General features: G+C 38.8%; 11 protein-coding genes. 8 read left to right on the top strand and 3 right to left on the bottom strand.

The annotated features are described in order from the left end of the window. Nucleotides 1-117: 117 nt before the first annotated feature. From rsgA to IGJ95_RS13580, 6 genes are all read left to right on the top strand, one after another. A complete protein-coding gene (gene rsgA, locus IGJ95_RS13605) occupies nucleotides 118-1,017 on the top strand; it encodes a ribosome small subunit-dependent GTPase A (RefSeq protein WP_029593934.1) in 900 nt (299 codons plus the stop codon). Between the two features lie 12 nt (nucleotides 1,018-1,029). Continuing rightward, on the top strand, nucleotides 1,030-1,680 hold the full coding sequence (gene rpe / locus IGJ95_RS13600; RefSeq protein WP_010734105.1) for a ribulose-phosphate 3-epimerase: 651 nt from the start codon (nucleotides 1,030-1,032) through the stop codon (nucleotides 1,678-1,680). Then, nucleotides 1,680-2,318, top strand: a complete 639-nt coding sequence (locus IGJ95_RS13595) for a thiamine diphosphokinase (protein ID WP_010734106.1) — start codon at nucleotides 1,680-1,682, stop codon at nucleotides 2,316-2,318. The genes rpe and IGJ95_RS13595 overlap by 1 nt, the downstream gene beginning before the upstream one ends. 159 nt (nucleotides 2,319-2,477) lie before the next feature. Next, entirely contained in the window at nucleotides 2,478-3,332 is an 855-nt protein-coding gene (gene mreC, locus IGJ95_RS13590) for a rod shape-determining protein MreC (RefSeq protein ID WP_438762120.1), read from the top strand. A gap of 3 nt (nucleotides 3,333-3,335) precedes the next feature. Then, nucleotides 3,336-3,860, top strand: coding sequence for a rod shape-determining protein MreD (gene mreD / locus IGJ95_RS13585; RefSeq protein WP_010734108.1), 525 nt, complete (start codon nucleotides 3,336-3,338; stop codon nucleotides 3,858-3,860). Between the two features lie 362 nt (nucleotides 3,861-4,222). Next, on the top strand, nucleotides 4,223-5,725 hold the full coding sequence (locus IGJ95_RS13580) for a PcsB-like coiled-coil domain-containing protein (protein ID WP_438762118.1): 1,503 nt from the start codon (nucleotides 4,223-4,225) through the stop codon (nucleotides 5,723-5,725). A gap of 123 nt (nucleotides 5,726-5,848) precedes the next feature. Here IGJ95_RS13580 and IGJ95_RS13575 read toward each other — a convergent pair whose 3' ends face one another. Then, nucleotides 5,849-7,648 (bottom strand): M3 family oligoendopeptidase, encoded by a 1,800-nt coding sequence (locus IGJ95_RS13575; RefSeq protein WP_438762116.1) that lies wholly within the window; start codon nucleotides 7,646-7,648, stop codon nucleotides 5,849-5,851. A 122-nt stretch (nucleotides 7,649-7,770) separates the two neighbouring features. On the opposite strand from IGJ95_RS13575, the gene IGJ95_RS13570 reads away from it, so the two are divergent. After that, entirely contained in the window at nucleotides 7,771-8,277 is a 507-nt protein-coding gene (locus IGJ95_RS13570; protein WP_066026615.1) for a VanZ family protein, read from the top strand. A 48-nt stretch (nucleotides 8,278-8,325) separates the two neighbouring features. Here IGJ95_RS13570 and IGJ95_RS13565 read toward each other — a convergent pair whose 3' ends face one another. Continuing rightward, on the bottom strand, nucleotides 8,326-9,726 hold the full coding sequence (locus tag IGJ95_RS13565) for a L,D-transpeptidase family protein (protein ID WP_062806046.1): 1,401 nt from the start codon (nucleotides 9,724-9,726) through the stop codon (nucleotides 8,326-8,328). 297 nt (nucleotides 9,727-10,023) lie between these two features. Next, entirely contained in the window at nucleotides 10,024-10,998 is a 975-nt protein-coding gene (locus IGJ95_RS13560; protein ID WP_019722338.1) for an L-lactate dehydrogenase, read from the bottom strand. Nucleotides 10,999-11,344: 346 nt separating this feature from the next. Between IGJ95_RS13560 and pth the strand changes: the two genes are divergently transcribed. Next, nucleotides 11,345-11,905 carry an aminoacyl-tRNA hydrolase gene (gene pth / locus IGJ95_RS13555; protein ID WP_010734115.1) on the top strand — a complete coding sequence of 187 codons (561 nt, stop codon included), beginning with the start codon at nucleotides 11,345-11,347 and terminating at the stop codon, nucleotides 11,903-11,905. Nucleotides 11,906-11,907: the final 2 nt, after the last annotated feature.

The raw sequence follows: 11,907 nt of genomic DNA, 5'->3' as shown, positions 1-11,907 counted from the left end.
AAAAAATAGATCTGAGAATTCAAAATGTCGGCGGCATTTGAGGAAATTCTTAGGTCTATTTTTTGGTGATTTCTCCTAACTTCTGCTGTCCTATGGTAAAATATACTAAAAATGGAGGTGGGTTTCATTAAAGGGCAAATCAGAAAAGCAATAAGTGGATTTTATTACGTATATAAAGATGGAGAGACCTATCAGACACGAGGTCGAGGGAATTTTCGTAATCGAAAGATCACGCCCCTTGTTGGCGATCAAGTCATATTTGAAAGTGAAAACAAGACCGATGGCTATCTACTAGAAGTTTTACCACGTAAAAATCAATTAGTACGACCACCAGTAGCAAATGTTGATTTAGGAGTTGTTGTGACGAGTTTGATCGAACCAACATTCTCTTATAATCTACTCGACCGTTTTTTAGTCATGTTGGAATATGAATCGATCGAGCCAGTGATCTATTTGACGAAAACGGATTTAGCTGTCGATTCTACACAAATAAAAGAAATTAAAGAGACTTACGAAAAAATCGGCTATCCAGTGATCGTCCCTCGCACACAGGGTGACACGGATGAATTAGTTCGCTATTTTCCAGAAAGACTGACTGTTTTCATGGGACAGTCAGGTGCAGGTAAATCGACGTTGCTCAACCAAATCTCACCAGAGCTTGAGTTAGAAACAGGTGAAATATCTGATTCTTTGGGACGTGGACGTCACACGACAAGACATGTCGAGTTATTACCACTCTATGATGGATTGGTTGCCGATACACCAGGTTTCAGTTCTATTGATTTCTTAGTCATCGAACCTGTCGAGTTATCCAAACAATTCCCTGAATTTGTCGATGCTTCTGTAGACTGTCGCTTTAGAGAGTGTATGCACGTAAAAGAGCCAGATTGTGAAGTCAAACGAAGAGTGGCGGCAAAAGAAATTGCACAGACTCGCTATGACAATTACTTGCAATTTTTGCAAGAAGTTGAAAACCGTAAACCGATGTACAACAAAAAAGAAACTAGAAGAAAGTAGGAGGGTATTTTTATGAAAATAGCACCATCGATTTTAAGCGCAGATTTCGCCAATCTCCAAGCAGACATTGAACGAGTAGAAAAAGGTGGAGCAGACTATATCCATGTGGACGTAATGGACGGCCAATTCGTTCCTAACATTACATTCGGATCGAATGTAGTGCAAGCAATCCGTCCGGTCACAAAACTACCTTTAGACGTTCATTTGATGATCATCAATCCTGAAAATTATATTGCTGATTTTGCAAAAGCAGGTTCAGATATCATTACGGTCCATGTGGAATCGACACCACATATCCATCGTGCGATCCAGATGATCAAAGATTTAGATGTCAAAGCAGGGGTCGTTATCAATCCTGGTACACCGATCGAAATGATCAAGCATGTTTTGCCTTTAGTTGATCAAGTGTTAGTGATGACAGTCAATCCAGGATTTGGCGGACAAAGCTTTATTACAGAAACAGTGGATAAAATCGCAGAGTTAGCGGAATTACGCAAGGTGAACGATTGGACCTATCAAATCGAAGTGGATGGTGGAATCGTTCCAGAAACTGCAAAAATTTGTCGTGAAGCAGGTGCAGACGTATTTGTTGCAGGCTCCTATGTCTATAGTGCAGAAGATCCAGCAGCTCAAATCGATCAATTGAAAAAGGCATTAGGCTAATGGAAGTATTACTTGTTGCAGGCGGATCACCAGAAAATTGGCCAGACTTGTCACAGCAATCATTTGATCAATACGTGGGCATTGACCGTGGGGCACTCTATTTACTTGAAAAAGGCTATTCATTAGATCTAGCAATCGGTGATTTTGATTCATTGTCTTCCTCGGAATATCAACGAGTATCCGATAAAGCTGTCGAAGTACACCAAGCGCCAGCAGAGAAAGACGATACGGACACTCAGCTAGGTTTAGCAAAGACATTCGAACACTTTCCAGAAGCAAGCGTGACACTGATCGGTGCAACTGGTGGAAGATTAGATCATTTATTAGCTAATCTATGGTTAGCATTAGAACCACGGTTTCAACCCTTTATACGACAGATCCAAATACAAGACAAACAAAACGTAATCACTTACTATCTACCAGGAGCTTACGAGATAAAAAAAATTCCTGAAATGAAGTATTTGGCTTACTGTTGTTTGACACCTGTTAGTCAATTGACATTATCTGACAGCAAATATCAACTATCAAACGAGGAAGTATCTCGTCCAACTTCTTATGCAAGCAATGAATTTGTCACTGACAAAGCATCCTTCAGCTTCTCTGAAGGAATCATTTCAGTCATCCAAAGTAAAGATTGATGGATCGGTTCAGGACAAAGTAGCAAAAGAAATGAAGCGGAAAAATGACAGTTTAAATTATTTGCTAAAAAAAGCTTAAAAGAAGGGTCGAGCCTTTTGTTTCCCCTTATTTAATGATAAAATTACAGGTAAGAGTCTAATTTAATTCGAGGTGTCTTTGTGAAGAAGTTCAATCCTAATAAAAATATCATTATTACCTTAGTCATCGTTATTATTGTAGTAACGGTCCTAAGTGTGACAGCTGCCCAGCGAGCGAATGAAGGAAAGCCCAATTTCTTCCAATCTATTGTGAACGACAGTGTCTCTTTTGTCGATCGGACGATTTCTGCTCCGGTCAAATGGGTCCAAAATGGCGTGGATTCAGTACATCATCTTTTCACCACCTATTCAGAAAATGAACGGTTAAAAGAAAAAATCGACAGCTATGATGAGATAGCTCAAAAAAACAAGAACATGCAAAAAGAAATCGATGCACTAAAAAGCGAACTCGATTTAAGCCAAACGTTGACGAGTTATGAAAGAGTCACAGCAAATGTGATCACTCGTTCACCTGACTCATGGCAAGATCTATTAGTCGTCGATAAAGGATCAAATGATGGAATCGAAGTCAATATGGCAGTCATGGCGCAAAAAGGTTTAGTCGGACGTGTCATTGAAGTCAATGCCGCTTCTTCTAAAGTAGAATTGCTGACTTCATCAAATGTAAGTTCCAACCATTTTCCTGTCCGCGTATCTTCTGGAAACGGAGAATCTTTCGGTTTACTCAAGAATTATGACGAGAAGTTACAAGCGCTAGTTGTGACACAGCTAACAGGTGACAGTGAAATCAAAGAGGGCGACGTAGTACAAACATCAGGTCTTGGAGGCAACTCGCCAGCAGATCTACAAATCGGTACAGTCATCAGAACAAAACCAGATAGTTATGGGCTAGATCGCGAAGTCTATGTCAAACCTTATGCGGATATGTATGATCTCCCAGTAGTAACGATCATCAAACGTCTTGTGGAGGAATAGTCCATGCTGAAAAAAGAGAAAATGACCATTTATTTGCCGATCCTCCTGTTCCTACTCATGTTGATCGATGGGCACTTTACCCGAATGATGATCAGGTGGTCGAGCGGTGACTACATGGCAAGTGCGCATCTTTTGATATTGGTTTTACTATTTTGCAGTTTGAGTTTTTCCAAACGCTACTTACTGATCACGACATTAGTTTTAGGTATTATCTTTGATTCTTACTATATTGGTGTGATTGGTATTTACGCAGTTGCTTTACCTTTATTAGTATTTATCATGTATGGGATGAAATCGGTCATCCATGTAAATATTTTTACTGAGTTTTTTAGCCTCATCATTTTCATCACAGGCTATGAGTTGTTTACATTGATCGTACAAATGGTATTCAAACTTGCGAGTGTAGATAGTACGTACTTTATCACTAAATATTTAGGCCCAACATTATTATTGAATATGGTATTGTTCGCTCTACTTGTATTCCCATTAAAGAAGCTATTCAAAGAAGGTCGGGACAGAGGTGTTTAGTCTCGAGAAATAAGGCGCCATCCACGGAAATTGTTTTTCAAATTTTTGTGGATGGCGCCTTATTGCCGAAGAAGTTACTTCTGTGCCCGCCATTTAATCTGTTTTAGGTGGTGCGAGAGGCCCAATGTCTCAGCCTTTTTTTATTTAATTTAAAACGGACATTATTTAATTGTTGAAAAATGTATTATGAAAATAACCATGTCATCTTACATTTCTGTCATTATAATCAGTTGTTTTGAAATGTTTTTGTAACATAACTATTATCTCATTGACATACAGCTATGGTACAATTTTGTTATCGTTAAGAAAGACTTAAATATTTTTAGATATTTATTAAATTAAGCCAGTCGGAGGAATGAAGAGTGAAAAAGAGTTTAATATCAGCAGTAATGGTAAGTTCAATGGCCTTGACTGCCGTAGCATCACCGATCGCAGCCGCGGCGGAAGATTTTGATTCTCAAATACAACAACAAGATCAAAAAATTGCGGAATTACAAAACCAACAAGCAAGTGCCCAATCTCAAATCGAGGCATTAGAAGGTCAAGTCGCTGACATCAATACAAAAGCTGAAACTTTATTAGCTAATCAAGCAACATTACGTCAAGAGTCTTCTCAATTGACACAAGAAATTGCTGATCTACAAGAACGTATCGAAAAACGTGAAGCAACGATCCAAGAGCAAGCACGTGAAACACAAGTTAAAGGTACAAGCTCTAACTACATCGATGCAGTATTGAATGCTGAGTCATTCTCAGATGCTATCGGACGCGTTCAAGCAATGTCATCAATTGTACGTGCGAACCAAGACTTAGTGAAACAACAAAAAGAAGACAAACAGGCAGTTGAAGATAAAAAAGCTGAAAATGAAGCGAAGCTACAAGAGTTAGCAGAAAACCAAGCGGCTTTAGAATCACAAAAAGGCGACTTACTATCAAAACAAGCTGATTTAAATGTCCTAAAAACTACTTTAGCGGCTGAACAAGCAACAGCAGAAGATAAAAAAGAAGACTTGAACCGCCAAAAAGCAGAAGCTGAAGCAGAGCAAGCACGTATTCGTGAACAAGCTCGTTTAGCAGAGCAAGCGCGTCAACAAGCAGCACAAGAACAAGCTGAAAGAGAAGCACGTGAACAAGCAGCAGTTGCCGCTGCAGCAGCACAAGAGCAAGAACAAGCTTCTTCTTCATCAGTACAAGAATCAACAGAAGTTTCTGAATCAGCTACTTCAGAATCATCATCAAGTGCTGAATCTTCAACAGAACAATCTTCAGTTCCTGAATCATCTACATCAACAGAAGATTCAACAACTGAAAGCAGTGTACCAGAATCTTCAACAGAAGAATCTACTACTACACCATCTGTTCCAGAAACAACAACACCATCAACGCCGGAGCCATCAACGCCGGAGCCATCAACACCAGCTCCATCAACGCCAGCTCCATCAACACCAGCTCCATCAACGCCGGAGCCATCAACACCGGCACCCTCAATTCCAGCGCCAACGGCTCCATCTACTAATGGAGCAGCGATTGTAGCTGAAGCGATGAAATACATTGGGACTCCTTATGTATGGGGTGGAAAAGATCCAAGTGGATTTGATTGTTCTGGATTTACACGCTATGTGTACCTACAAGTAACTGGTCGTGACATCGGTGGTTGGACTGTACCTCAAGAATCAGCAGGAGCTAGAATCTCAGTTTCTCAAGCAAAAGCTGGAGACTTATTATTCTGGGGAGCAGCTGGTGGCACCTACCACGTAGCAATTTCTTTAGGTGGCGGACAATACATCCACGCACCACAACCGGGCGAAAGTGTTAAAATTGGCTCAGTTCAATGGTATGCACCTGACTTTGCTGTAAGTATGTAATTTATGAAGAACTAACTCTAAAGTGAGTTAGTTCTTTTTTTACGAAACTAAAAAGGATCGAACAAACAGTTTTTGGTAACTGTCTGTTCGATCCTTTAAAATTTTCTTGCTTAGAAAGCATGATCAAATAAATTCTTCCGTCAATTCCATGAAGTTTTGGATATCTTCTAAGACCATGTTGATACCTGCTTGCCAAAAATCTGGTTTCGTTAAGTCTACACCTAAGTGTTTTTGAGCCAATTCTTCCGTTGTCATCGAAGCAGTATCGCGTAGTAAGTCGATATACTCTTGTTCAAAACTTGAACCTTGCTCGTTAGCATAGGCGTAAATACCTAAACTGAACAGGTAACCAAAGGTATAAGGGAAATTATAAAACGGTACATCATCAATAAAGAAATGTAGTTTTGCTGCCCAGAAATAAGGATGATAAGTAGATAATGCATTTGCATATCCTTCTTTTTGCGCTTCGATCATCATATCAGTGATCTCTTGTTCTGCGACTAGTCCTTTTTGTCGAGCAGTATAGAATTGATTTTCAAAGATAAAACGAGAATGGATATTCATGAACATAGCCAGAGCATTTTGTAGTTTCGTATCCAACAAATTGATTTTTTCTTCTTTTGTTGATGCCGCTTTAAGTGTTGCATCAGCTACGATCAATTCTGCAAAGGTACTTGCTGTTTCAGCAACATTCATCGCGTATTCACGATTCCACGCTGGAAGATCCCACATCGTACTACTATGGAAAGCGTGACCTAACTCATGGGCTAAAGTAGCGACTTCGTTGACTGAATTACTATAAGTCATGAAGATTCTAGATTCTTGTGTTTCAGGCAATTCGGTGCAGTAACCACCAGGTCGTTTGCCAGGACGATCCTCTGCTTCAATCCAACTTTTGTTAAAAGCGTCTTGAGCAAATTCAGCCATTTTAGGACTGAATTTATTGAAATTCTCAATGATAAATGCTGCCGCTTCATCAAAGGTAAAGGTTTTTTCTTTCATATCACCTAGAATGATCGGTGCATCTTGGTCTTGCCATTCCATTTTTTCTTTACCGAAAAGATTGGCTTTTCTTGTTAAGTAATCGACAAGGGGTTGTTTATTTTTTTGGATCGTCTCCCACATTATATCTAATGTTTCTTTTTTCAAGCGATTATATTCTAAAGGCTTTTGTAAGAAATCTGTTGTACCGTGTAGTTTATAGGTGGATAGACGGAACCCATCTAAATGATTCAAAGTGTCTGTAAATAAAGGTGCTTTTTCTTGCCAAGCAGTTTCCCAAGCTATAAATAATTGTTTGCGGACTTCTGGATCAGGATCACCCATCATTTTATTGAATGCTTGACCAGCAGATAATTCAATGATTTCTCCCTCTTGTTCAAATGGTACAGTCACGCTAGCGACAATCGTATCATAATGACTACTCCAGGCATTCAAACCATCCAAAGATAATGTATTGATAATGTGCTCCTCGTTTTCAGATAACAAGCGTGCGCCATCGCGACGAATTTCGTTCATGCGAAAAGCAATCGGAGCTAATTGATCTTGAGCAATCAAGTGTGTCCATTCATTGTCAGATATTTCTGCAAATTTTTTCGATAAGATCGTATCTGCTGCTTGCCAACGTGGTAATGAAGCATAGAGTTTACCAGACAAAATCTTTGCATCGGAATCTTTTACATTAGCAGATAATAAAGCAGTAATATAACTATTACATTGGCTGAAGCCATTGGTTACTTTTTCTTGAAGTGCCAAAATCGTCACAAGAGAATCGATATCTTCGGATGAAAATGACCATTGATTGATTTGTTCGTAATATGTTTCTATTTGTCGTTCTAATTGAGCCAAACGTTCATTTAATTCAGTTGAAGCACTTCCTCCAGGAAAGATAGAATCTAAATCCCAGTTAAGCGAATAAGTCATCAAAAAACCCCTCTCATATTTATGGTACTATCTCTAGTATAGCATTTAAAGAAGGAATAAGTCTTGGAGAAATTATTGTTGTTTTATGAAAAAAAAGCTATCATAGAAAGAAGAGGTGACTTATGGAGTTTTTAAAAAAACAAAGAAAAAATGGAAATTTTTATTTAGTGTTTGCATTAATGATCATGGCTATTTTATTTTATAGCTCCTCGCAAACCTATGGACAACAATCGCAACTTTCAAGAATTGATGCGTGGTTCCCAAACCAACCCTTTAAAGAAGCATTATCAGGTATCCAGTTTACTTATGGAGAAAGTGTTATCAGTATCGACCATTCTGGATACAGCAAATTCATTGAATTCTTTTTAAGAAAAGGCGCCCATTTTGGTACCTATTTTCTATTAGGAGGTAGTCTGTATCTAGGTGTATTCCCGAAAATGAAAATCTGGTGGTTAACGGGGGTTCTTGCTTGGTTATCTGCGACAGGATACGCCGGTCTAGATGAGTTCCATCAAATGTTGACAGGCGATCGTTCACCAATGTTCCAAGATGTCATGCTTGATTCGATGGGGGCATTGACTGCAGTTGTTATATGTATTTTATTTACTTTTATAAAGAAGAGAAAGTAAAAAAGAGAGCACAGTTGCGTGTCTGCAACTGTGCTCTAGTAGTTACGATTAAAAAATCAAAACAGGCGTACCTTTTTCAACCATTCCAAATAATTCTTTCATGACACCTGGTGGCGTATTGACACAACCATGAGAACCGCGAGTTCGCCATAAGTCGCCGCCATATTCTGGTTGCCAATCCGAATCGTGGATACCGATACCTGTCCAATCGACTGGCATCCAATAGTTCACTGGACTTTCATATGGTGTACCATCATCGTTCGTTCCTCTTAATACTGCATTTTCTTCTTTATTCCAGACATAAAAGACACCAGGAGGAGTAGGGGTAGAAGGTTTTCCTGAAACGATATCTGTTTCAAGTGCTACTTTCCCATCTTTGTAGAACCACATATGTTGATTCTCTAAATCGACTTCGATATACGTATCCTCAATCAATGGGTGGTCGGCAGTTGTACTACCTTGAACAATTGGTGAACGTGTGAAATCTTGTCCTGCTAAAATCGCTTCTGTTAATGCTGTTACTTCGCTATCTGTTTGGATCGTCCAACTGAACGTGCCAGCAGGAACAGTTACTTCGCCACGTTTGGTACTTTTGAATTTAGTATCATTCGTACTTGTATTGTATTTTTCGCCAAGTTCACTAACATATTGACGAACTTTTTCTGAATCAAGCGCAGGTTTTCCATCTTCATAGGTGAGCCATTCAACGATGAGTGAAGAAGGGATCGTAACTGTTTCACCATTGATACTGTAAGTTCCTTTTACTTTAGCGATATTATTCATTGTCGTTAACTGCTCAGTCAACTTTTTATCTGTAGATGTGACCGTTGGTTCTTTTTGGAACTCAGTCAGATCAATTGTATCTTTTCCATCATTGACAACAGTTGTCAATTCCTTCGTAACGGCTTCGACATCGACCGTGTTCCCTTTCACTTCAGGCTTGATTTTAAATGAGTCACCAGACTTTTCAATCGTTGCATCGGCAGTAGGCGTACGGTCTTTATTCAATTCAGTCAATTCCGTAGACAATGTCTCGATCGTTTGATCCAGTTGTTCCCGTTCCGCACTTAGTGGATCGATTTCTTGTTTTTCGGCCGCAGCTACATAGTTCATTCCCCAAGTCCAAGCATTTTGGTTTTTCAAGATGGAAGCTAGATCAGTTGAAAAATCCTTTTTATAACCAAGATCGGACTTTGCAATCTCTTTCCAAACCGTTCCGTTTTCTTTGATTGAAATCGTCTTATTGGAATAAGCTTCTTTTAGCTTGTCATTTGCTTGGTCGATAGTCAGGTTACTTACATTGATCGAATTGACTTCCGTTTTAGGAAGAAAACGATTCGTGTAATATGTACTACGGTAGGTGTAAAAGCCGATTAATACTAGAATCACACCGAGAACAGAAAGCAAACCAATACGCATTGATTTTTTTCGATGAGAAGATCTTGTCATATCTGCAACTCCTTAATAATAATAGTTATAGGGTGTAACGACTCTATCATAGCATAATTTACAGTAAAAGACGAAATGATGTCCCTCTTTATATAAAAATTAACATACTGCTTAGAAAAATAACGATAGTTAGGCAAGGATTTTATATACGGAAGTGTATAAAAAAACAGGAAATCCTAGAAAATGGAAGGTCGATTTTCAGGATTCCCTGTGAAGATGAGGTTGTTTTCGAAGACATTACTTCTGGAACAACGTGTATTCTTTTTTAGTGAGAACGATAGCGTCTCAAGTAATTAATTATTCAGCATCCAATTTAGCAAAAGCTTCATCTAAGATATCTTTTAATTGTTTTGCTGAAGCGGCCATACGATCTTGTTCGCTGTCGCTTAATGGAATTTCAATGACTTTTTGGATACCTTGACGGTTGATGACAGCAGGTGCACCGATATAGATATCGTTTAGTCCATATTCACCATTCATATAAACAGATAATGGAAGAACTGCATTTTCATCGTCTAAGATCGCGCGAGTGATACGTGCTAAAGCTACAGCGATACCGTAGAATGTTGCGCCTTTTTTCTCGATGATCGTATAAGCAGCGTCACGTACACCGAAGAATAAGTTGACCATTGCTTCTTCATCCACGTCTGGATTATTTTTCACCCATTCATAGATTTGTAAACCAGCAACATTGGCATGTGACCAAACTGGGAACTCAGAATCTCCATGTTCACCTAAAATATACGCATGGACGTTACGTGCATCAACGTCAACTAATTCAGCAAGTGCTTGACGGAAACGAGCAGAGTCAAGTGAAGTTCCTGAACCGATTACGCGCTCTTTAGGGAAACCTGAGAATTTCCAAGTAGAGTAAGTTAAAATATCAACTGGGTTAGCAGCAACTAAGAAAATACCATTGAAACCTGAGTCAACGATTTGTGTAACAACTTCACGGTTGATTTTTAAGTTTTTATTTACTAAATCTAAACGTGTTTCACCTGGTTTTTGTGGTGCACCAGCTGTGATAACGACTAAGTCTGCATCATGTGCATCTGCATAAGAAGCTGAGTAGATTTTTTTAGGTGAAGTAAATGCTAGAGCGTGTGATAAGTCGATCGCATCTCCTTCAGTTTTTGCTGTATTGATATCGATGATACCAACTTCTTGAGCGATATTTTGTGTAACTAAAGCGAAGGCATAGCTAGAACCTACAGCACCGTCTCCAACAAGTATTACTTTTTGATGATCTTTTTTTTCTGCGTTTGCAGTCATTTATATCAATCCTTCCATTGATTTGTTTTTCCCATGCCTATGCTAACATGGAAAAAGCCTGCTGTCACGCTATTTGGTTACAAAATATAACAGATAACAAGGTTGTACCATATGTAAAAGCTTACATGTGCGTTATTTCACTATTTAGCAAAACCAATGATTTCATTAGTTTTGAATTATAATTTTAATCATTTTTTCATTTATTAAGTTTCTCTTTTTAGCTGTAACAAAGGATTGTGTGTTATACTAATAGGAGCTAAAATAATAAAAAAATCGAGTCAAAGACTGGACCGCCTATGAGCAGTCCAGCCTTTTGTGCTGTTTATAAGATTGGATGAGCGCAGAAATGAAAATGATCGTAGGGCTTGGAAACCCAGGAACGAAATATGAACATACAAAGCATAACGTTGGATTTATGGTGGTGGATCGTTTGGCTGAAAAACACCAAGCGACCTTTAAGAAAAACACATTTGAAGCAGAAGTAGCTGAATTTTTCCACAAAGGTGAGAAAATTTTATTAGTCAAACCCCAAACATTTATGAATGAATCTGGCCGAGCGGTTGGTCCATTGATGACTTACTTTGGGATTTATCCAGAAGAGTTGGTGGTTGTTTATGATGACCTAGATTTAGCAATCGGTAAAATCCGTTTACGACAAAAAGGAAGTGCAGGGGGACATAATGGGATCAAGAGTATTATCTCTCATTTGGATAGTACGATCTTTGATCGAATAAAAGTTGGTATTGGTCGACCAGAAGGTAAAAAAACAGTCGTCCAACATGTTCTCAGTCCCTTTAGTAAAGAGACGCAACCCTTGATCGAACAAAGCATCGATCAATCAGTCGCTGCTGTTGAATTTCTATTGGATGGCCATTCTTTTATAGATACAATGAATCAATTTAATTAAGA

Origin of the sequence: Enterococcus sp. AZ156, from assembly GCF_051714165.1 — a bacterium.
GTDB classification, from domain to species: domain Bacteria; phylum Bacillota; class Bacilli; order Lactobacillales; family Enterococcaceae; genus Enterococcus_B; species Enterococcus_B pernyi.
The sequence above is the reverse complement of the archived record's forward strand: the minus strand, read 5'-3'. Positions and strand labels throughout refer to the sequence as shown.